This is a genomic window from Aliihoeflea sp. (assembly GCF_052435475.1).
GTDB lineage: Bacteria > Pseudomonadota > Alphaproteobacteria > Rhizobiales > Rhizobiaceae > Aliihoeflea.
The window spans coordinates 100,532-120,336 of sequence record NZ_JBQVMV010000014.1; the positions used below are offsets into that span (position 1 = coordinate 100,532).

Consider the following 19,805-nt stretch of genomic DNA (forward strand, 5'->3'; position numbering starts at 1 on the left):
GCCCTGCCTATCTGCGTTCCGGATCGTTGGCGAGTGCGGAATAGCCGACGATCTCGATGCCGCGCAGCCTTGCCTCGGAAATCCACGCCGAAACGGCATCGATCGTCACATCGAAACCGGCCCCGATCGCGATGGCCGACCCCGTCGCGCGCGCCACCCGCTCGGCCTCGTCGAGCTTTCGCAGGATATCGCCGCGCTCGCGCACCGTGTCGATGGCGACGGACGCGGCGGCGAACGGCACGCCGGCCGACGCCGCCTGCGCATCGGCGATGCTGCGTGCGGACGAACCGTCGTCGAGATAGCCGAGGCCGCGATCGGCGAGCTCGCGCATCAGCGCCTGCATCGCGCCGGGATCGGCGACGAAGCGCGCGCCCATATAGTTCATGATGCCGGTATAGTTGGTCATCCGGCCGAGCGCCCAGTGCAGGTCTTCGCGAAAGGTCATCGGGTCGGCATCGACCGTCAGCGTGCCTTGTCCCGGATCGACATTGGGGTAGTCGAACGGTTCCAGCGGCACCTGCATCAAGAGTTCGTGCCCCTTGCGCCGCGCCGTCTGCATCCAGCGATCGAGGCTGTTGCCGGCCGGCGCGAAAGCGAGCGTCACCTCCGCCGGCAAAACCTCGATGGCGCGCTGCGTACCGGTCTGCGACAGGCCGAGCCCGCCGACGACGATGGCGATTCGTGCCCCGCGCGCGCCCGACCAGGGACGCGCATAGGCATCGAAAGGCCGCTTGCCGTCAGCCGAACGCCGCGGTAGCGGACCGTAGTCGGAGGGCTCGACGAGATCGGGATCGGGCAAATGCGCGGTCGCGGCATTGCGGGAGAGGCCCGCCGGGTCGCGGATCGTGACGACGCTCGGACTTTCCGTGTCGCTGCGTGGCTCGATCCGCGTGATGGATGGGCCGGACGCGCGCGGCGTCTCGGCAGCCGGCACTTGCGGCTCGGGCTCGGATGCGGGGGTTGCTACGACCAGCGGTGGCGGCGAGCGCAACCCGTCATCGTGAAGCGTGGCGAGGACCGAAAGCCCGAAAAGAACGGCCGCGGCGGCTCCCGCACCGATGGCCACCCGGCGGCTGCCGGGATCACGCGGCGATCTTCGCCGCGGCCCTTGGCCGATCGGCCGGTCGATCTCCCTGTCGCCAAAGTCCAGCACCGCGCGCCCTCAGCCCCGAATCACTGTCGCGAAGATCGTGCATTCGTCGCGAATATGCAAAAGGCCGGCGAAGTCGCCCTCGCCGGCCTTGTTTTGATTGCGCCCGCTCTACTGCTGCAGGACGGCGCGGTCCGGGTTGGGCGGGAAGGCCGGATCGGTCTTCTCGCCGCGGATCAGGTCGTAGGCGTAGTTGAGCTGGATGTCGTCTTCCGGCTCCGGCGGCACATACGCCGAAGAGCCCGAACCTTCCTCGCCTTCCTCGGCGCCACGGATATGGCCCGGCAGGGCCGATTCACCGCGCGTCGCCTCGGCGGCAGCGCTCCTGAGTTCTTCCGGCAGCGGCTGGTCGACCGAGATGTCGGGCGTGATGCCCTTGCCCTGGATCGAGGTGCCGGCCGGCGTGTAATAGAGCGCCGTCGTCAGACGCAACGCACCGCTTTCACCGAGCGGAATGATCGTCTGGACCGAGCCCTTGCCGAAGGACTGCGAGCCGACGACGGTGGCGCGACGGTGATCCTGCAACGCTCCGGCGACAATCTCGGAAGCGCTGGCCGAACCGCCATTGACGAGCACGATCAGCGGCTTGCCGTCGATCGCATCGCCCGGCCGCGAATCGAAGCGCGTCACGTTGGATGCCTCCCGGCCGCGGGTCGAGACGATCTCGCCGCGATCGAGGAAGGTGTCCGTCACGCTGACCGACTGGTCGAGCAGGCCGCCTGGATTGAGCCGCAGGTCGAGCACGTAGCCCTTGAGGTTCTCATCCGGAATCTCGGCCTTGATCGCCTCGATTGCGGCATTGAGATCGTCCTGCGTCTTCTCGGTGAAGGAATTGATCTTGATGTAGCCGATGTCTTCCTCGACGCGGTGACGCACCGCACGCACCTTGATGATGTCGCGGACGATCTCGATCTTGATCGGTTCGGAAGCGCCTTCGCGCAGGATCGTCAGCTCGATCGAGGTATCGACCTTGCCGCGCATCTTGTCGACGGCATCGGCGAGCGTCAGTCCACGGACCTCTTCGCCGTCGATCGCCGAGATGAAGTCGCCTGCCAGGACGCCTGCGCGAGCGGCGGGCGTATCCTCGATCGGGGAAATGACCTTCACGAGGTCGTTTTCCATCGTCACCTCGATGCCGAGGCCACCGAATTCGCCGCGGGTCTGCACGCGCATGTCCTGCGCCGCGTCGGGCGTCAGATAGGAGGAATGCGGATCGAGCGAGGTCAGCATGCCGTTGATCGCGTTCTCGATCAGCTTTGCGTCCTCGGGCTCGGTCACATACTGGGCACGCACGCGTTCGAAGATGTCTCCGAAAATCGCCAGTTGCCGGTAAGTCTCGGAGCCGGCCGCGTTCGCCGACGTCCCGGCACCGCCATGGACGAGGCTCATCGCGGACGCGCCCATCAACGCACCGGCAATCAGAAGAGACATTCTACGTATCATTTCCTGTCCTTCCAGAACTGCGCTCCGCCCACCATGGTGAGGGATCGACGGGTTTTCCTTGCCTGCGGAACTCCACGTAGAGTTCCGGGCCATTGTTCGTACTCCCGAAGGCGGCAGTGCTTGCCACCCTCGCCTCTCCCATGGCTCCGACCGGCTCACCCGCCATCAGGGTCTGGCCAAGCGACACGCTCACCCGACCCAATCCCGCCAAGACGACATGATAGCCCTCGCCCACATTCAGGATCAAGAGTTGTCCATAGGATCTGAACGGTCCCGCATAGAGAACGGCCCCGGCCGCCGGAGCCGTGACGATTGCGCCCGAATGTGTTTTAACCATGTCGCCCATGAGGGGCCTTCCGGCCGCGTCCGACTCGCCGAAGCGCTGTCCGATCTGGCCGAAAACCGGCAATGCGACCTGATTCTTGAGCGCCTCGAAGGGAAGGCTGGCGGCGAGGTTCGGCTCCCGTGCCGGGGGTAGCTGGCGCCGCGCTTCCTCTGCCGCCTTAGCGGCCTCTTCCGCCGCGTCGCGCGCGCCCGAGATGTCACTTTCCAGTGAAGCGATCAGGTCCTGGAGCGTTCCCGCCCGCCCGGCCATCTCCTCGGAGCGCGCCTGCTGCTCGGCGAAATCGGCCGCCGACTGCTCTTCGAGCTTCTGCTTTTCCGCGATCAGGCCCGCGAGGCGATGCTTTTCGCCGGCCTGATCGGCGACGGTCCGAAAGAGGCGCCCGCGCTCGCCTTCGATCGACGCCTTCAGCGACGACAATTCCTTGAGGTCGGCGAGGAGTTCGGCGGTCTCATGGCGCATCTCCGGTACAACCGAGCCGAGCAGGATGGCGCTGCGAACGGAGGCGAGCGCATCCTCCGGCTGCACCAGGATCGCGGGCGGCGGGTTGAGGCCCATGCGCTGCAGCGCAGCCAGAACCTCGCCCAGCAATTCGCGCCGCTCGCCGAGCGACAAGCGCAGCCGGTCTTCCTGATGCCGCATCCCGTCCAGCCGGGCGGCGATGTCCTCGATATCCTGCTGAAGCTTGCGCTCCGTCTTGGCCGCCTGAACCAGCGCGGCCGAAAGCGCGGCGTGGTCCTTGCGCACCGCCTCGATCTCGACTTCCAGTTCCGACAGCCGCTCGCTCGTCAGCGCGATTTGCGACTGGATTTCCTCATATTCGTCGGTCGACTGCGCGTGCCGAAGCTCCATGGCCGCGATGTCGTCGGCTTCCGGACTCGCCAGCGACGGCGAGGCGAACTGGCACAGCATCATGAATGCCAATGCAAGGCCGCCCGTCCTGCCAATCGTCGAAAGCTGCCGCACTGAATACCGTCCAACCCGAATCGTCGATGCCGATCCTGGGGCGCGATCGTTAAGGAACGATCAACCATGTCAGATGCGATGGTAGGGATGGTTCGAAAGGATGGTCGAGGCGCGATAGAGCTGCTCGGCAAGAAGCACTCGCACGAGTTGATGCGGCCATGTCAGCGCGCCGAAGGACAGGAGAAGGTCCGCGTTGCCGCGCAGCGCCGGATCGTGCCCATCGGCACCGCCGATCGCGACGACCATCGCCTTGCGCCCGCCATCAATGTGGCGCGACAGATAACCGGCAAAGGCGGGCGACGTCATGTTCTTGCCGCGCTCGTCGAGAAGCACCAGCGCGGCGTCGCCCAAGGCACTTTCGAGTCTGTCGGCCTCCTCGCGCATGCGCTGCTCGGCACTGCGCGCCTGGCTCTCCGCGATCTCCGTGACGCCGGCAAATTCCATGCCGACGGCGGAGCCCGTCTTGGCAAGGCGGTCGAGATAGCGCGCAACGAGGTCGCGCTCAGGCCCGGCCTTCATGCGGCCGACAGCATGTATGGAGAGGCGCAAGCGGGCGCTCCGGTTTCAAGCCGAACGTATCGATCCCCGTCGGATACGGGCATTTCGAGCCGGCGGAGGTCTACGCCCGCGGCTTAGTGCACGGTCTCGTCGTCGAGATCGGGAGCCTGCCACATCTTTTCGATGTTGTAGAACTCACGCACCTCGGGCCGGAAGATGTGCACGATGATGTCGCCCGTATCGACGAGCACCCAGTCCGCACTGGCCAGGCCCTCCACGCGCGGCGTACCCAGCCCTGCCTCCTTGACCGCCTTGATCAGATGATCGGCGACGGCGGCGACATGACGATGGGAGCGGCCCGACGCGACGACCATGAAGTCGCCGAGGCTGGACTTGCGCTGAATGTCGATGGGGACAATGTTTTCGGCCTTGGAGTCTTCCAGACTGGCAAGGACCGAGTTCAGGATCTGGGACGGCTCGACCATGCGGGTCATCCCGGACGACGAAGGCACGTGTTCGGCCTTCCCTTGGAGTGCTGTTCTCAGCGTTTTTCCTTTCGATCAAGAACAACAGTGGGGCGATCTAATGTCGGTCCGTGAATTCGAATCCGATGATCTTGCCCGCACTATAGATAGGCAGAGTCCCGTTAAGGTTTCAAGACACGCGAAGACACGATCCAATCACGATCGTTCGGCCGAGCGGATGGCGGTGGAGGAAAGCGAGGATCGCGGACCGTGGATGAATGTCCATGCCGGCGGCCGGGTGCGCGCGAGCGTGGCCGCATCGCTTTCGTCGACGCGAGAGCGGCTGAAGGTCTGCGCCATCTTCGACGACAGGAAGGCGAGCGTCGCGCCCGGCCTGTCGATCACCGCGATCGGCACAGTCCGCGCGATCTCGCGCCAGCGCTGCCAGAGGTGAAAATCGCGCAGATTGTCGGCTCCCATGATCCAGACGAAATCGACGCCGGGATTGCGCGTCGTCACATGATCGATCATGTCGGCCGTATAGCGGATCGCCGATCCAGCCTCGAATGCGGTGATTTTGATGCGGGGGTTCTCAGTCAGCGTTTCGGACAGCGCGATGCGCTCGGCCAGCGGCAACGCCTGGCGCCCGGCCTTGAGCGGATTGCCCGGCGTGACGATCCACCAGAGCTGGTCGAGACGAAGCGCACGCAGCGCGATCTCGGCGACGAGTGCGTGTCCGCCATGCGGCGGATTGAACGACCCGCCGAAAAGGCCGACGGCCATGCCTTTTTCGACGTGTGGCATGCGCAGATGGTGGGAGGAGATGGACTTAGGCATGCGCGCCCGGCTTCCGACGAAGTGTTCCTTCGCTCCCCCCTCTGTCCTGCCGGACATCTCCCCCGCGAGGGGGGAGATCACGCGCGGTAAGGTCGGCAACTAGCCAATCTCCCCCCATGCGGGGGAGATGTCCGGCAGGACAGAGGGGGGCAACGTAGGGCGTCACACCTAGCCGGCCAAAACGACGGGTTCAAACCCGCTATTCATGGCCGCACCTGTCCGGCCCCGCGCACGCGATATTTGAACGACGTCAACTGCTCGACACCCACCGGCCCGCGCGCGTGCATGCGCCCGGTGGCGATGCCGATCTCCGCGCCCATGCCGAACTCGCCGCCATCGGCGAACTGGGTCGAGGCGTTGTGCAGCAGGATGGCCGAATCGATCTCGTTGAAGAACCGCTCCGCCGTCGCCGCATCGTCCGCGACGATCGCCTCGGTATGATGCGAGGAATAGCGCTCGATATGGTCGATCGCGCCGGAAACGCCATCGACAAGCTTTACCGAAATAATCGCGTCGAGATACTCGGTCGACCAGTCATCTTCATTCGCCGGCTTGGCCTGACCAAATACCGCCCGCACCTCGTCCTCGGCGCGGATTTCGCAGCCCGCCGCATCGAGCGCGGCCAGGATCGGCAACAGATGCGTGTCCTTCACCGCGTGATCGACCAGCAGCGTCTCGGCCGACCCGCAGATGCCGGTGCGCCGCATCTTGGCGTTGACGGCGATCGTCACTGCCATGTCGAGATCGGCGCTGCGGTCGATGTAGAGATGGCAGATGCCTTCGAGGTGGGCGAAGACCGGCACCCGCGCTTCCGTCTGCACGCGGCCGACGAGGCTCTTGCCGCCGCGCGGCACGATCACGTCGAGATTGCCCGACAGGCCGGTCAGCATCTCGCCGACGGCGGCGCGGTTCGTGGTCGGGACGAGCTGGATCGCGTCGCCCGGCAGGCCTGCAGACTTCAGGCCTTCGACGAGGCAGGCGTGGATCGCCTGCGAGGAATTGAGCGAATCCGATCCGCCGCGCAGGATGACGGCATTGCCGGCCTTGAGGCACAACGCGCCGGCATCGGCCGTGACGTTCGGGCGGCTTTCGTAGATGACGCCGATGACCCCGAGCGGTGTGCGCACCCGTTCGATGTGAAGCCCGTTCGGCCGGTCCCATTCGGCGATGATTTCGCCGATCGGGTCCTTCAGTTCGGCGATCGCGCGAATGCCGTCGGCGATCGCGCGGATGCGGCCGGAATCGAGCTTGAGGCGGTCGAGCATGGCGGGCGACAGGCCGGCCTCTTCGCCGTTGGCCATGTCGAGTGCATTGGCGGCAAGGATCGCCTGCTCCTGCCGCGCAACGGCCTGCGCCATGCCCACCAGCGCCGCATGCTTGCGCTCCGCCGACGCCAGCGCCAACGGTCGCGCCGCCGCCCGCGCGCGACGACCGATCTCGGCCATCAGCGCTGCGACGTCGTTTCGCGATCCTTCATGCGCCTGGAGCATGATGCTCTCCCTTACCCTGCAACCACCGCGCGGGACATGACGAGATCGTCCCGATGCACCATCGCCGCGCGCGCTTCGTAGCCGAGAACCGTCTCGATCTCGGCCGTTCTCAGTCCCGCGATCTTTACGGCATCCGTTGCGTCATAGGCAACAAGTCCGCGCGCGACCTCAGCACCGTTCGGCCCCAGGATCGCGACCGTGTCGCCGCGCGCGAACTGGCCGGAGACGAGCGTGACACCCGCCGGCAGCAGCGACTTGCCCTGGCCGAGCGCCCGTACCGCGCCCGCATCAACCGAGATGCGGCCCGCCGGCTCGAGCTGGCCCGCGATCCACGTCTTATAGCCGCGCACCGGATGGGCGCTCGTCTCAAAATAGGTCGACCGCTCGCCGGCATCAATCGCGGCGAGCGGGTTCTGCCGCGCGCCGGAGGTGATGATCATAGCGGTTCCGGCGGCCGTCGCGATCTTGCCGGCATCAATCTTGGTGCGCATTCCACCGCGCGAGAGTTCGGACGCGGCCGCGCCCGCCATCGCCTCGATCTGCGGCGTAATCGCCTCGACATGGGGGATGAACGTCGCGTCCGGATCGAGCTGCGGCGGCGCCGTGTAGAGCCCGTCGATGTCGGAGAGAAGGACGAGCAGGTCTGCGCCCATCATGGTGGCGACGCGCGCGGCGAGCCGGTCGTTGTCGCCATAGCGGATTTCGCTGGTCGCGACCGTGTCGTTCTCGTTGATGACGGGAACCGCGTTGAGCTTCAGAAGCGTCGAGATCGTCGCGCGGGCGTTGAGGTAGCGCCGTCGCTCCTCGGTATCGCCGAGCGTAACGAGGACCTGGCCGGATTTGAGCCCGACGCGGCCGAGCTCCTCGGCCCAGGCACCCGCGAGCGCGATCTGGCCCGCAGCGGCCGCCGCCTGGCTTTCCTCCAACCGCAAGGCACGCCGCCCGAGGCCGAGAATGTTGCGGCCGAGCGCGATGGCGCCGGAGGAAACGACGAGGACCTCGCAGCCCTCGGCGGTCAGCCTGCCAATGTCTTCCGCCAGCGAGGCCAGCCATTCCCGCTTCAACCCGCTCGCGCGGTCGACCAGTAGAGCCGAGCCGATCTTGACCGTGATGCGACGGTGAGACGATAGCGCCTTCATCGCGCTTACTCCGTCTGCCACCGCGGATCGTCCGCCGGCGGCGTCTCGACGGCGCGGGCGGTTTCGACATTGGCGATCAGTGCGCGAAGCACGTTCTGCACCCCCTGCCCCGTCGCCGCCGACAGGATCATCGGTGCGTGGCCGGCAACCTCTTCGAGTGCGGCGGCCTTCTCGGCCAGCGTCTCGGCATCGACCGTGTCGGCCTGGCTCAGCGCCAGGATTTCCGGCTTCTCGTCGAGACCGTTGCCATAGGCATCGAGCTCGCCGCGCACGGTCTCGTAGGCATCTGCGACATCCTCTTCGCGCGCGGAGACGAGATGCAGCAGCACCCGCGTGCGCTCCACATGGCCGAGGAAGCGATCGCCGATGCCGACGCCCTCATGCGCGCCCTCGATCAGGCCCGGAATGTCGGCGATGACGAACTCGCGCGCATCGACCCGCGCGACGCCGAGGCCCGGATGCAGCGTCGTGAAGGGATAATCGGCGATCTTGGGCTTGGCCGCCGTCACGGTGGCGAGGAAAGTCGACTTGCCGGCGTTGGGTAGGCCGACGAGCCCGGCATCGGCGATCAGCTTCAGCCGCAGCCAGATCGTGCGCTCTTCGGCTTCGAGGCCCGGATTGGCGCGGCGCGGCGCCTGGTTCGTCGAGGTCTTGAAATGCTGGTTGCCGAAGCCGCCATTGCCGCCCTTGGCAAGCCGGTAGCGCTCGCCGATGCGCGTCAGGTCGCAGATCAGCGTCTCGTTGTCTTCCTCGTAGATCTGCGTGCCGACGGGTACTTTCAGCACCACGTCCGAGCCACCCGCGCCGGTGCGGTTGCGGCCCATGCCGTGAACGCCCGTCTGCGCCTTGAAGTGCTGCTGGTAGCGATAGTCGATCAGCGTGTTCAGCCCGTCGACCGCCTCCGCCCAGACATCGCCGCCGCGCCCGCCATCGCCGCCATCCGGTCCGCCGAATTCGATGAACTTCTCGCGCCGAAAGGAGACGGCGCCGGCACCGCCGTCGCCGGATCGAATATACACCTTGGCCTGGTCGAGAAATTTCATCGCATTGACAATCGTTGAGGGGATTTGGTCTTTGGGCGTTCATCTAGCCCATCGCGCGCCCAAGTGCGAGGGGCGCGGGGGTGAAACCGATGAAATGCGTGTCCTACAACATCCAGTATGGGATCGGCCTCGACAAGCGATACGACATCGCGCGCATCGTCGACGCGGTCCGCGGCGCCGACCTGATCGCGCTGCAGGAGGTCTCGCGCAACAACCCCAGCAATCAGGGCCGCGACATGCCGGCCGAAATCCGCGCCTTGCTGCCGGACTATTTCTCCGTTTACGGACCCTCCTTCGAGATCGACATGGGCTCGCATGTGAAGGACGGAAAAGCCGTCGATCTGCGCTTCCAGTTCGGCAACATGATCCTGTCGAAAACACCGATCTTCGCCTCGCGCAATTTTCTGCTGCCGCGCCGCCGCTCGATCGCCAAGATGAACTTCCAGCGCAGCGCGCTCGAAGCTCTGGTCGACACACCGCTCGGCCCGATCCGGTTCTATTCGACCCATCTCGACCATCGCTCGCCCGACGAACGGCTGATGCAAATCCGGCACCTGATGGAACGCGTCCTTGCCTACCTGCATGAAGGCGGCGGCCTGACCGGCGTCGCGGAAATGGGCTTCCCCGAACCACCTCGCCCTGAAAACGCGGTGCTGCTGGGCGATTTCAACATGCTCCGCGGTTCGCCCGAATATCTCGAAATGACCGGCAGCATCGACCACGAGTTTGGCCTGCCGCTGGTGGCGGACAAGTTCGTGGACGCGGCCGCGCACCTCAAATCTGAATCGCATAGCTGGGTCGATCCGGAACGACCGACAGACGCCGCGCGACACAAGCGCATCGACTACGCATTCGTCACGGCCGCCCTCGCCGCCCATCTTGCTTCAGCCCATGTCGATATCGACGCACGGGGATCGGACCACCTGCCGCTATGGCTGGACCTTGCAGCATAATAGTTGACTCCGTCAACTTAATGCGCAAATGCTCGTGGCGGAGGATTTGCCATGGACGCTCGCCCCACTGACACGGAACCGTCACCGGAAGAGGCACTGCGGGCATTTGGCCGCTTCTACACAAGGCGCATGGGCTTGCTCGAACATGGATTTCTGGCAAGCAATTTCACCCTGACGCAAGCACGCATCCTCTACGAACTCGCCACGCGCGACGGCCTGGTGGCAAGCACGATCGCTCGCGAACTTGGGCTAGACGCCGGATATCTGAGCCGCATCCTGACGCGGTTCAAGGCAGCCGGTTTGCTTGAGGCAACCCCATCGACCAAGGACGGTCGCCGCTCCATTCTCGAACTGACCACAGCCGGTCGCGCCGCCTTTGCCCCGCTCGATCGCGCCTCGCAAATGCAGGCCGCCGAACTCGTCGATGGATTGGCGTCCTCTGACCGCAGTCGTCTGGTGCGCGCCATGTCGGAGGTCCGCTCTCTCCTGGAGCCTGCAAGCGCAGAGCCGCCGATCCGTCTGCGTGATTTCGAAGTCGGCGATCTTGGCTGGATCGCGCATCGGCAGGGCCTGCTCTATCACCACGAGTACGGCTTCGATTCCGCGTTCGAGGCGCTGGTGGCCGAAATCCTCGTCGCTTTCGCGCGGCGCCCACGCGAACCGGGGGAGCGTGCCTGGATCGCCGATCGCGGCGGCGCAACGGTCGGTTCGGTCTTCCTGATGCGCGACAGCGAAGACGTCGGACGCCTGCGGCTTCTCTACGTCGAACCCGCATTGCGTGGGCAGAAACTGGGACGAAGGCTCGTCGATGCCTGCATCGAGGGCGCGCGAGAGGCCGGCTATTCACGTCTGGTGCTCTGGACGAATGACATCCTGTCGTCGGCGCTGCACATCTATCAGGCGGCGGGTTTCACATGCGTCGCGCGCAGGCCGCACTCTTCCTTCGGACAGGAAATTGTCGGTGAAGACTGGGAACTTGCGCTCTAGTCGCGACGGAAATCGACGCGTGTCCACGCTACAGGAAAGCCGTATTTCATCACCGTGGCCTTGTTCAAAACAGTGCCGTCCTCATTGAGGACCATTCGGTCGAAGAAGGTGACCAGGTTTTCCTGCGTTTCGGGCGTCAGATAGACCTGATAGGAGAACGTTGCGACATTACCGTCGATCGTCACCAGCGTCTGCCCGACGACGTCCTCGCGTGTTCCTGTATAGGTCGTGGGCGAGGTCTTCGTGAACCGCCACGTCTTGGTATCGCGCGCGCCATCGTCATAGACGAAGTCCTCACGCAAGGTCAGCGTGCGCCCGTTCCACGTTCCCGTCAGATCGACGGTGAACTTGCGGCTCGTGAAATTGATCGCCCGAAACGAACCTTCGGCAACGGTCTTGCCGGCGAAGTACTCTTCGAGCAGGAAATTCTTGGCCTCTGCATGCCCAAGCGAGAGCAAGGCGGCCAGCATGATCGATGCAAGAGCGGCGAGACGGCGCATGACAGTGATCTCCAGTCCGGATTTCATCAGTCTACGCGCACGCCTCGCCGCCGGATCTGCCGGTCAAGCCATGCCCCAGCTTCTAAGGCTCACCCACGTCTTGCGGTCGAGCCGGTATCGTTCGACGGGAACGCGCCCCACGACGCGCGAATCCAGCATTCCCTGGCCCGAATATTGAAATCCGCATTTGTGGATGACGCCGCGCGAGCCGGCGTTGATGACGCGGCACGAGACGTGCAGCACGTCGATCGGCGTCGCCCGGAAGGCGAGATCGACCAGCGCGTGTGCGGCTTCCGTCGCATAGCCGCGGCCCCAATAGGGCTCGCCGATCCAGTAGCCGAGCTCGAGCCCGCGCGCCGTGGCGTTGAGCCCCGCGCACCCGATGAACGCGCCATTGGCCCCGAGCGCGATGGCGTAGACGCAGCCCGCTTCGCGATCCGCGCGCGTGGAATCGAGGAACTGGCGCGCCTCGGCCGGGCCGTAGGGATGCGGCATCCGTCCAAGCATTTCGGCGACGCGGCGGTTGTTGGCGAGTTCCGCCAACTCCTCGAGATCGTCTTCATGCGGCGGGCGCAGGACCAGTCTTTCGGTGACGAGGACGGGGCAGTCGATCCGCCAACATTCCTCCTCGAGGTCTTCCTTTTCCAGAACCATGGGTCTTCCTCCAGATCAAAACGGCAAAAGGGGAGATGGCGACCCATCTCCCCTGTGCTTTGTTCTGGATTGTCGACCAGACACCGGACCCGAGATGGGGCGCCGGTGTTGTGGTGCGGAACCGACTACTCCGCTGCTTCCTTGACCGCATCCACGGATACGTAGGTTCGGCCGTTGGCTTTACGCGCAAACGACACGACGCCTTCTTGCATCGCAAAAATCGTGTGGTCCTTGCCGAGGCCGACATTGGTGCCCGGATGCCACTTGGTGCCGCGCTGGCGAATGATGATGTTGCCCGGAATGACGGCTTCGCCACCGAACTTCTTCACGCCAAGGCGCTTGGATTCGGAATCGCGGCCGTTGCGCGAGGAACCGCCAGCTTTCTTATGTGCCATGGGAGTTCTCCTTTATGCCTTGTTCTTATTCGCCGGCTTCGGCAGCTTCGGTCTTGGCGGCGGCCTTCTTCGGCGCTGCCTTCTTGGCGGCCTTCGGCGTCTCGTCGCCGGCCTCTGCCTTCGCGGCCTTCTTCTCGGAAGCCTTCTTCGAGGGCTTGGCGCCGTCGAGCAGGATCTCCGAGATGCGGACCGTCGTCAGAAGCTGACGGTGGCCGCGCTTGCGGCGCGAATTCTGGCGGCGGCGCTTCTTGAACGCGATGACCTTCTCGGCGCGGTTCTGGTCGATGATCTCGGCGGAGACCGAAGCGCCCGACACGAGCGGCGCACCGATCGTCACGTCGTCGCCATTGCCATGCGCGAGCACGTGGCCGATCTCGACGATGTCGCCGATCTCGCCGGCGACGCGGCCGATTTCCAGGACCTGGTCGGCGGCGACGCGATACTGCTTGCCACCGGTCTTGATGACTGCGAACATTTTTTGTCCTTTCTGTTCGGTTCCGGCTCTGGATGCGCGAGCACCCGGCCGGCTTCTTGTTCAGTCGGTTGAAACTGTCCCTGCGGGCGATTTTTCCAGCAAAGAACCGGCGCGGCGAGACGCCACACCGGATTTTCGAGGCTGCTCATACGTCAGCGCCGCCTTGAAGTCAACGCAAAGCAGCGCGCTGCCGCGCTTCCGCACCCCCTCGCCCCAATGCCCCCATTTCGTCGACAAAACCACTTGTGCCGATCCATCACAATGGCTATGTGTGCGCCGCGTTCGAAAGAGCGAACCACGCCCCGCGGAGAGGTGGCAGAGTGGTTGAATGCACCGCACTCGAAATGCGGCATGGGTGCAAGCCCATCGGGGGTTCGAATCCCTCCCTCTCCGCCACTTTCCGGCGAACTCGTCCCCCGATCGCTTCAACTTCCTGTTTCCGCTAGCGAAAATGATTTTCCCGGGCTCCCTTCGAAGGGAGTCGGAGACGTGGACGTATCGCGCGAAGTATCGTTGGACATATCGTCGGAACGGCCGGGCATGCCCATCCCGCCGGTCAAGCGAACTTCAGGTTCGCGACCCGGTCGCTATCTGGTGCGGTCAGGATCCGTTTATCTATTTCAGATCAAGGTGCCGGACGATCTGGCTGGAACACCACAACGCGTTTTGCGCATCGGACTGGGCGCCCTGACCGCCCGTGAAGCGCGTGTGCAGGCCGAAAGTCTGGCGGTATTGGCTCGCGGGCGCTTTGACTTGATGAGGGCGACGAAATTGAAGAATGACGATGCGCAGACCGGAGGCTCGCCGGAATTCGATCCCGAGTTTCCGCTTGTCGCGATGGGCGAACTGAAGGGGTATTTACAGGCCATGCGATCGATCATCGCGCAGCCGGCATCGCCCACTCCGCCGCATCAGCGACATGCCTTCGACGGGATGCGCGATCTCGTCATGCTGAACCGGGAGATAGCGAAGGGTGCAGCAGGCAATGCGCTGATCACCGATAACGCCGACATCATCCGCGAGAAAGCGATCGCCAAAGTACAGATGACCGTGGATATCGCTAACGGCGTACCATTAGCCGTCGTTGCTCCATCCACCTCTGCCGACAAAACCAGCGGGATAGTACCCACGCCAAACGATGTGGGCCTCCCGGTGACAATACATCGCGATGCGGATGGAAAGATCGTGCCCGCATTTAGACTTGACCGCCGCGCGGCTCCACGCAAGCAATCCAAACTCCCATTGCTGAGTGAGGCCGCCGAAGAGTATTTCGCTGCCCGTGCACTCCGCTCAAGTCCCGAAAACAAAGACATCGGCACGGCGCGGTACAGGCTGGGCGTCTTTCTTGATTTGATTGGTGACCACCCGGTCGATACTTACACGGCCACGGACATCCAGGCATACATCGCACTCCTCACGCATTGGCCCGCGCAGGAAAAAGACCGCCCCCGCGACCGATCGCCACGAGAAATCCTCGCCGCGAATGCGAATTTGACGATGAAGCCATTGATGCGGTCCGCGCTCGAGGATGGCTACGTCACGGTCGCGAAAACGGTGATCCGATCCCAGATGACGGCCTGGAACTACCCCGATCCTTTCGCCGGAGCGAGGTTCCAGTATCCCGAGACTGCCGGCTCTGCGCGGCCAACCGAACCCCTTAGCTCAAGCCAACTAACACGAATCTTCCACACTGGTGTCGAGCGTGACTTGCTAGACGAGGCGATGCTGCCTCTGCTGGGCCATCTGACGGCACGGCGCCTTGGACTCCTCGTTCACCTGAAGGGATGCGACTTCCGTGAAAAGTATCCTGGCGTCTGGGTTGCCCAGACTTCGGGGATCGTACTGTCGGAATCCGGTGTGTGGAAAAGGGTGCCGATCAAGACCGACGCCAGCACGACGTTCTTCGTCCTGCATGACCTGCTGCGCGAGATCGGCTTCGTTGACTGGGCAATGCGGCAAGGCGACCAGTTTCTGTTTCGGGAACTGACACGCCTGAAAGACCCCAGCAAGAGCGCCAGTTCCTACATGCAGCGCTTGTTCAAGCGGTCAGGTGTCGAGGGCGATCGCCGCGAGGTTTTCCATTCGCTGCGCGGCGGCAACATCGAACAGATGCGTGACAACAAGATCGACCCACGAGATCGGAAGCTGCAAGCCGGGCACAAGCTGGATGATGAACACGACCTTTATGGCTTCCGGGCCATCAGTGAAAAGAGGGCCCGTGAGCTTGCGCATGCCCCTTTGATGGAAGACGTCGACTTTTCGATGTTCAAGCGACTGAACTTCTCCAGCTTGTCCACTTCGAAGCGGACCATGGGTCGACGGCCTAAGGCGCAAGGTCGCTAGTCGTCCCGCATCAATGATTGCGATGACCGATCATTTCGATCGGCATGACTGCACTGCCGTAGATCAAAACATTGCCGCACTCGTTAATCCTTTGGTCAGGATGAAACGGAGTCGATGATCTTGGCGCTATGCCGCGCCGCAGCTTTAGGCTAAACAGCCGATCCTCGCTGTCGGGAATGGTCCCGCAGCCTGCCACGGAGGCGGTGTCATGAACCCTGTTCGTACAGCTCAGTCGATAGACTAGCCCGCTCCGTCGTCGCCCGACGGCTCGGGCTTCCTATTCAATATCTCGTCGACTGCGGCAGCGCTCGCGCGCTTTCGCTCGACCCCGAATTTCTGTCTCGCGAAACGAGTTCGCGGGAGGAACTCATTGCGGTCGCGTGCCGCCAGTATGGGAGTGTTCCGATGAACACGCTCGACGTTTTTCTGCGCCCGTTCTCCGGCGCCTCGGTGACAGCACCGCCACTCTTGGCCGGCCGATCTGATACCGGCGTTTGGATGCTGGGCGATGTCGCCTGCGCCACCGACCTCTCCGGACGGGCGGCAACCCCGAACTTTTCAGCAGTCGGCGGCTCGACGCTTCGCCGGACCTTTCCTGACGATGAGCGCCGAATAGCTGGAGAGCTTTCTCCGGTGGCCACTGACCCGGTGGTCGGTTCCGACATTGTCACAGCAAAAAGGTAAAAGAGATGAAGAAGATGGACAAGAATACCGTCGTTGCGAGCCCAGCTCCCCAAAAGGCAAATGTTGCCTCGAATGGCGGCAAGGCTCTTAACACCGCCCCCGTTCGCCCGGCGAAAGCTGGCAAGGCGCGGTCAGAGATGCCGGACTATGCGAGCCTCGGGATCAATTCGGCCGAGATCGCCCAGCTCGAGAACCTGCGCCTGCAGTCGCAAAGCCTTGGCCGGCTGACGACGGACCAGGTGTTCGAACGTGGCGCGCTGGTGACGGCGCTCCAGGAGATCGTTCCAGACCAGGATAGCTTCGTCAAGCTGGTCAAACCCGTGCTGGGCCTCTCTCGGCGGGGCGCCGAAAACTACGGCAGCGTCTACCGTCACCTTCAACCGTATCGCGACAAGCTGGTCGCCGGAGGCGTGCAGGCAGCGGTGCTCTACAAACTGGCCGTCGCCGAGCCCCATCACATCGAGGAGGCTCTGGCGGTCTGCGAGGCGGGCGAGGCCCTGACTGGGAAGAGGATGAACGCCATTCTCGGCCAGACCGACACACTGTCAGGTGCGCGACCGGAGGACGGTGGCGCCGCAGGACTGAGAGCACGGATCGCGGAGAAGACAGCATTGGGCGTGGCGATGGTGATGGAGAATGGTGCCGCACTTCTGGAGCAGATCCTCGTAACGCTCGAACCCTTTCGTCAGGGAAGGCGGATCGTCGTGAAGGATTCACAGCGTCCGCTCATTCATCCGACCAGGCTCCTGCGTGAGCAGATCGAAACGCTGACCTGGCTGGCTCAACCTGCGGGGAAAGGTTACGCCGACACCGTCGTCCATGTGAAACCGCTGACACGTGACGACCCGTGGTACGCACTCTGGCAGACGCTGGAGAAGCTCGGCGGCTATGAAGACTGGCCGGCTGCAGGCGAAGTGGGTCCATGGCTCACCGAGACCGTGGTTCCGCAGCTGGAATGGCTTCTCGGGCCCCGTGCAGCAAAAGCGAACAGGGTCGTCGAAAAGCTGGCGCGCGAGGCCGAGGCCGAAAAAGCGAAGGCAGATCAGACGGCCGATCGGTTGAAGCTCGAGAAAAAGAGGGATCGCGCGCGCGCAAAGAAGGCCGATGCGAAAGCCAAGCTCGAGGCCGCCCGCGAGATGGGTAAGGCCGCCTGAGGCCATCTCTCGTCCCGTTGCTGTGACCATCTCGGTCTCCCGCGGCACGCAAGTCGCCTTTCAGTGTCCGGGGCCAGCCACCCGGACACTGCCCACATCCAATTCACGAGGACGCGTACGATGACTTTCAACTCTTCCAATATCACCGCGGACAACATTTTCGCCGAGACATTTGACGGGGAGCCCGTCGTGATCGACTTCAGCAAAGCGGTCAGCAAGCACATTCTGATCACGGCCATGACAGGTGCCGGCAAGAGCGTGACAGCGCGCAAGTTCATGGAACTCGGCGCAGCAGCTGGAATGGCCCTCGTCATTTTCGACGCCGAAGGTACATTCGCGAGCCTGCGCTCGGCGGTCCCAAACGGGCTGGTCGTCGCAGGAGGTAAATACCGCGACGAGGGAGTGACGATCGCACGCGTCCTCAAGGTGCTCCCCGAACTCTTCGCTAGTCGGGCCTCTATCGTGATCGACACGTCGACGCTGGACGGCGCCGAGCAGGCTGGCATCATCGAGAAGTTTCTCAGTGCGATGATGAAGTTGCCAAAAGAACTCCACCATCCCTGCTTGGTGATGATCGACGAGGTGCAGAATTTCGCGCCCGTGCGCGGCAGTACGAAGGCCACCGCCGCGATCGTCTATATGGGCAAGGAAGGTCGCAAGCGTGGCTTTTCGCTTCTGGTGGCGTCCCAGCGGATCGCGGACGTCTCGAGGAGCCTGACGTCGCAGACGTCAATCCGGATGTTCGGCAGGTTGTCCGAGGCCGGCGATCGCGACCGGGCACGTCGCGAACTGGGTCTCTCGAATGCAGAGGCAACTAGGCTTGGAAATCTTCTGCCAGGGCAGTTCCTGATTGACGGCCCTTCATTCAGCACGGGTGCCCGCAGTCACGTCCTTATCTGCAAGCCGTCTTCTGCAGTTTTGGGCAACGAACATCTCGTCGCAAAGCTCAAGCTCGTTCCTGCGCCCATTGAGCAGTTGCTGGCTCTCATCGGCAGTGCCCAATCGACCGCAACAGGTGCCGCTCCTGCCGTGTCGTCCAGAACGGCACGGGAGTGCTTCCGCGAGCAGGCCGAGGAGGCAGCGGATGGACCTTTCAGCAATGCGGGCCTGCTCGACGAAACTATCTTGAAAGTTATCAAGCAGTTCGGACCCCGTGGCGCCGAACTGGATTCCTTGGCGCTGTTGGTCGGTTCGACGGAGCGTCGCCGTAAGTTTCAGGATGCGATCTCCAGGCTGATTGCCAGCGGAGCTGTCGCCTATGGCAAGGGGGAAAAAATCAAAAGCACAGCGAAAGGCAGTCCGCCATCTGATCTGGTTCACAACAAGAGCGGCATCGGCGAACGACTCGCGGTCGTGCGCGCGCAGCGCGAGAAGGCTGACGAGCGGGTCGTGGCCTGCTTGTCGGCCACCCCGAAAGGCGAACTCGATATCGAGACTATCCGCAGTCTCACGGGTCTTGGACCGCGTCAGCTTACGGCGGCAATCAAACGCCTGCGCGGTGATGGATGGCTTATGGTGCGTCGGAGCAGTATCGCGCTGTCGCGGGGATTTTTCAGGTTGATCTCAAAATAGCAATACGTTCCGGGCTGGGCCCGAGCCCGAGGTGCGGCGCCCCGCCAGTGGCCCGACCGGGGATCGTCCGGCAGATGTCGGGCGATCTGCAACATCCTTCGGACGGAAGGCTGTCTGCCGGTGAGCCAGAACAAAGAATTTGGGCGATCCCAACTTGCACGGCAAGAAGCCAGCAACCAAACAGAAGACAATGACGATCGTTTATTGAGAGCGATGGCTTACGCCCCCCTTTTTGCTGTCCGAAGATCCTTGTTGATCCCGAAAGCTGCCCATAGCCACCGAGGTCCAGAGCCGTTGATCACAACCTGAGTGGGGGCGGCGTCTGTGAGAAATTCACATGTGCCGACGCGTCGAGACCGCCGTTGCGACTGCCTCTTCGAGTTGAGCTTGAGTAAAGGGCTTCGACAATTTCGGCAGGTTGAGCACGTTCCCCTCCGGCAACTCCGCGTAGCCGGTCGCCATGACGATCGGCAAAAGCGGCCACTGTGTGCGTAACGCTTTTGCCAATTCCATCCCGGTCATTCTGGGCATGGCATGATCAGTAATGACAAGGTCGAATTCGTGCCCCTCACGCATGAGCTCTAGGTTACATACCCATAAACGAGATTCCCAAGGGCTCTGCGGTGTGATTCCCTTCCTGCAATCGACAGGAGGTGTTTATGGCGCGTTTCGATCTGACGGATTTCGAGTGGTCGGTGATCCAGCCGCTGCTTCC

General features: G+C 63.5%; 20 protein-coding genes and 1 tRNA gene. 7 read left to right on the forward strand and 14 right to left on the reverse strand.

The genetic code is table 11. The annotated features are described in order from the left end of the window. Nucleotides 1-7 precede the first annotated feature (7 nt). From ACT6QU_RS15325 to obgE, 9 genes are all read right to left on the reverse strand, one after another. Nucleotides 8-1,153, reverse strand: a complete 1,146-nt coding sequence (locus ACT6QU_RS15325; protein ID WP_444836982.1) for a divergent polysaccharide deacetylase family protein — start codon at nucleotides 1,151-1,153, stop codon at nucleotides 8-10. A 108-nt stretch (nucleotides 1,154-1,261) separates the two neighbouring features. After that, the gene (locus tag ACT6QU_RS15330; RefSeq protein WP_024587081.1) at nucleotides 1,262-2,593 is read right to left on the reverse strand and encodes a S41 family peptidase; all 1,332 of its coding nucleotides are present in this window, start codon (nucleotides 2,591-2,593) and stop codon (nucleotides 1,262-1,264) included. Next, nucleotides 2,583-3,902 (reverse strand): murein hydrolase activator EnvC family protein, encoded by a 1,320-nt coding sequence (locus ACT6QU_RS15335; RefSeq protein WP_444564417.1) that lies wholly within the window; start codon nucleotides 3,900-3,902, stop codon nucleotides 2,583-2,585. Before ACT6QU_RS15335 ends, ACT6QU_RS15330 begins: the two co-directional genes overlap by 11 nt. A 69-nt stretch (nucleotides 3,903-3,971) precedes the next feature. Continuing rightward, nucleotides 3,972-4,451: a 23S rRNA (pseudouridine(1915)-N(3))-methyltransferase RlmH gene (rlmH, locus tag ACT6QU_RS15340; protein ID WP_444564418.1), complete on the reverse strand. Its 480-nt coding sequence runs from the start codon at nucleotides 4,449-4,451 to the stop codon at nucleotides 3,972-3,974. Nucleotides 4,452-4,534: 83 nt separating this feature from the next. Continuing rightward, nucleotides 4,535-4,894: a ribosome silencing factor gene (rsfS, locus tag ACT6QU_RS15345; protein WP_444564433.1), complete on the reverse strand. Its 360-nt coding sequence runs from the start codon at nucleotides 4,892-4,894 to the stop codon at nucleotides 4,535-4,537. Nucleotides 4,895-5,080: 186 nt separating this feature from the next. Then, complete coding sequence (locus tag ACT6QU_RS15350; protein ID WP_444564419.1) at nucleotides 5,081-5,701, reverse strand: nicotinate-nucleotide adenylyltransferase; 621 nt, start codon at nucleotides 5,699-5,701, stop codon at nucleotides 5,081-5,083. 203 nt (nucleotides 5,702-5,904) lie between these two features. After that, nucleotides 5,905-7,191 carry a glutamate-5-semialdehyde dehydrogenase gene (locus ACT6QU_RS15355; RefSeq protein ID WP_444564420.1) on the reverse strand — a complete coding sequence of 429 codons (1,287 nt, stop codon included), beginning with the start codon at nucleotides 7,189-7,191 and terminating at the stop codon, nucleotides 5,905-5,907. Nucleotides 7,192-7,202: 11 nt separating this feature from the next. Beyond that, the gene (gene proB, locus ACT6QU_RS15360) at nucleotides 7,203-8,330 is read right to left on the reverse strand and encodes a glutamate 5-kinase (RefSeq protein WP_444564421.1); all 1,128 of its coding nucleotides are present in this window, start codon (nucleotides 8,328-8,330) and stop codon (nucleotides 7,203-7,205) included. A gap of 5 nt (nucleotides 8,331-8,335) precedes the next feature. Continuing rightward, nucleotides 8,336-9,373 carry a GTPase ObgE gene (obgE, locus tag ACT6QU_RS15365; protein ID WP_444564422.1) on the reverse strand — a complete coding sequence of 346 codons (1,038 nt, stop codon included), beginning with the start codon at nucleotides 9,371-9,373 and terminating at the stop codon, nucleotides 8,336-8,338. 89 nt (nucleotides 9,374-9,462) lie between these two features. On the opposite strand from obgE, the gene ACT6QU_RS15370 reads away from it, so the two are divergent. After that, nucleotides 9,463-10,326: an endonuclease/exonuclease/phosphatase family protein gene (locus ACT6QU_RS15370; protein ID WP_444564423.1), complete on the forward strand. Its 864-nt coding sequence runs from the start codon at nucleotides 9,463-9,465 to the stop codon at nucleotides 10,324-10,326. Nucleotides 10,327-10,377: 51 nt separating this feature from the next. Beyond that, the gene (locus tag ACT6QU_RS15375) at nucleotides 10,378-11,313 is read left to right on the forward strand and encodes a bifunctional helix-turn-helix transcriptional regulator/GNAT family N-acetyltransferase (protein ID WP_444564424.1); all 936 of its coding nucleotides are present in this window, start codon (nucleotides 10,378-10,380) and stop codon (nucleotides 11,311-11,313) included. On the opposite strand, the gene ACT6QU_RS15380 is transcribed toward ACT6QU_RS15375, so the two are convergent. The 4 genes from ACT6QU_RS15380 to rplU form a co-directional block, all read right to left on the reverse strand. Then, entirely contained in the window at nucleotides 11,310-11,840 is a 531-nt protein-coding gene (locus ACT6QU_RS15380) for a DUF3833 family protein (protein WP_444564425.1), read from the reverse strand. The genes ACT6QU_RS15375 and ACT6QU_RS15380 overlap by 4 nt on opposite strands. A 36-nt stretch (nucleotides 11,841-11,876) precedes the next feature. Then, nucleotides 11,877-12,467 (reverse strand): GNAT family N-acetyltransferase, encoded by a 591-nt coding sequence (locus ACT6QU_RS15385; protein WP_444564426.1) that lies wholly within the window; start codon nucleotides 12,465-12,467, stop codon nucleotides 11,877-11,879. Between the two features lie 125 nt (nucleotides 12,468-12,592). Continuing rightward, nucleotides 12,593-12,862: a 50S ribosomal protein L27 gene (gene rpmA / locus ACT6QU_RS15390; protein ID WP_024587093.1), complete on the reverse strand. Its 270-nt coding sequence runs from the start codon at nucleotides 12,860-12,862 to the stop codon at nucleotides 12,593-12,595. A gap of 25 nt (nucleotides 12,863-12,887) precedes the next feature. Further along, nucleotides 12,888-13,337 (reverse strand): 50S ribosomal protein L21, encoded by a 450-nt coding sequence (gene rplU, locus ACT6QU_RS15395; protein WP_444564427.1) that lies wholly within the window; start codon nucleotides 13,335-13,337, stop codon nucleotides 12,888-12,890. A 306-nt stretch (nucleotides 13,338-13,643) separates the two neighbouring features. On the opposite strand from rplU, the gene ACT6QU_RS15400 reads away from it, so the two are divergent. The 5 genes from ACT6QU_RS15400 to ACT6QU_RS15420 all read left to right on the forward strand — a co-directional run bounded on the left by ACT6QU_RS15400 (nucleotide 13,644) and on the right by ACT6QU_RS15420 (nucleotide 19,090). Then, nucleotides 13,644-13,733, forward strand: a tRNA-Ser gene (locus ACT6QU_RS15400). Between the two features lie 93 nt (nucleotides 13,734-13,826). Continuing rightward, the gene (locus ACT6QU_RS15405) at nucleotides 13,827-15,680 is read left to right on the forward strand and encodes a DUF6538 domain-containing protein (RefSeq protein WP_444564428.1); all 1,854 of its coding nucleotides are present in this window, start codon (nucleotides 13,827-13,829) and stop codon (nucleotides 15,678-15,680) included. Nucleotides 15,681-16,085: 405 nt separating this feature from the next. Then, a complete protein-coding gene (locus tag ACT6QU_RS15410; protein ID WP_444564429.1) occupies nucleotides 16,086-16,364 on the forward strand; it encodes a hypothetical protein in 279 nt (92 codons plus the stop codon). 5 nt (nucleotides 16,365-16,369) lie between these two features. Next, on the forward strand, nucleotides 16,370-17,518 hold the full coding sequence (locus ACT6QU_RS15415; RefSeq protein WP_444564430.1) for a hypothetical protein: 1,149 nt from the start codon (nucleotides 16,370-16,372) through the stop codon (nucleotides 17,516-17,518). A gap of 120 nt (nucleotides 17,519-17,638) precedes the next feature. Further along, nucleotides 17,639-19,090, forward strand: coding sequence for an ATP-binding protein (locus ACT6QU_RS15420; protein WP_444564431.1), 1,452 nt, complete (start codon nucleotides 17,639-17,641; stop codon nucleotides 19,088-19,090). A 333-nt stretch (nucleotides 19,091-19,423) separates the two neighbouring features. Here ACT6QU_RS15420 and ACT6QU_RS15425 read toward each other — a convergent pair whose 3' ends face one another. After that, on the reverse strand, nucleotides 19,424-19,666 hold the full coding sequence (locus tag ACT6QU_RS15425) for a response regulator (protein WP_444564432.1): 243 nt from the start codon (nucleotides 19,664-19,666) through the stop codon (nucleotides 19,424-19,426). Nucleotides 19,667-19,805: the final 139 nt, after the last annotated feature.

Bases quoted from the DNA above. Each gene is read 5' to 3' on its own strand.
- ACT6QU_RS15330 (WP_024587081.1), bottom strand. From the start codon at position 2,593: ATGATACGTAGAATGTCTCTTCTGATTGCCGGTGCGTTGATGGGCGCG.
- rsfS (WP_444564433.1), bottom strand. From the start codon at position 4,894: ATGACCCGCATGGTCGAGCCGTCCCAGATCCTGAACTCGGTCCTTGCC.
- ACT6QU_RS15350 (WP_444564419.1), bottom strand. From the start codon at position 5,701: ATGCCTAAGTCCATCTCCTCCCACCATCTGCGCATGCCACACGTCGAA.
- ACT6QU_RS15355 (WP_444564420.1), bottom strand. From the start codon at position 7,191: ATGCTCCAGGCGCATGAAGGATCGCGAAACGACGTCGCAGCGCTGATG.
- proB (WP_444564421.1), bottom strand. From the start codon at position 8,330: ATGAAGGCGCTATCGTCTCACCGTCGCATCACGGTCAAGATCGGCTCG.
- obgE (WP_444564422.1), bottom strand. From the start codon at position 9,373: ATGAAATTTCTCGACCAGGCCAAGGTGTATATTCGATCCGGCGACGGC.
- ACT6QU_RS15370 (WP_444564423.1), top strand. From the start codon at position 9,463: ATGAAATGCGTGTCCTACAACATCCAGTATGGGATCGGCCTCGACAAG.
- ACT6QU_RS15375 (WP_444564424.1), top strand. From the start codon at position 10,378: ATGGACGCTCGCCCCACTGACACGGAACCGTCACCGGAAGAGGCACTG.
- ACT6QU_RS15380 (WP_444564425.1), bottom strand. From the start codon at position 11,840: ATGAAATCCGGACTGGAGATCACTGTCATGCGCCGTCTCGCCGCTCTT.
- ACT6QU_RS15385 (WP_444564426.1), bottom strand. From the start codon at position 12,467: ATGGTTCTGGAAAAGGAAGACCTCGAGGAGGAATGTTGGCGGATCGAC.
- rpmA (WP_024587093.1), bottom strand. From the start codon at position 12,862: ATGGCACATAAGAAAGCTGGCGGTTCCTCGCGCAACGGCCGCGATTCC.
- rplU (WP_444564427.1), bottom strand. From the start codon at position 13,337: ATGTTCGCAGTCATCAAGACCGGTGGCAAGCAGTATCGCGTCGCCGCC.
- ACT6QU_RS15410 (WP_444564429.1), top strand. From the start codon at position 16,086: ATGAACACGCTCGACGTTTTTCTGCGCCCGTTCTCCGGCGCCTCGGTG.
- ACT6QU_RS15415 (WP_444564430.1), top strand. From the start codon at position 16,370: ATGAAGAAGATGGACAAGAATACCGTCGTTGCGAGCCCAGCTCCCCAA.
- ACT6QU_RS15420 (WP_444564431.1), top strand. From the start codon at position 17,639: ATGACTTTCAACTCTTCCAATATCACCGCGGACAACATTTTCGCCGAG.
- ACT6QU_RS15425 (WP_444564432.1), bottom strand. From the start codon at position 19,666: ATGCGTGAGGGGCACGAATTCGACCTTGTCATTACTGATCATGCCATG.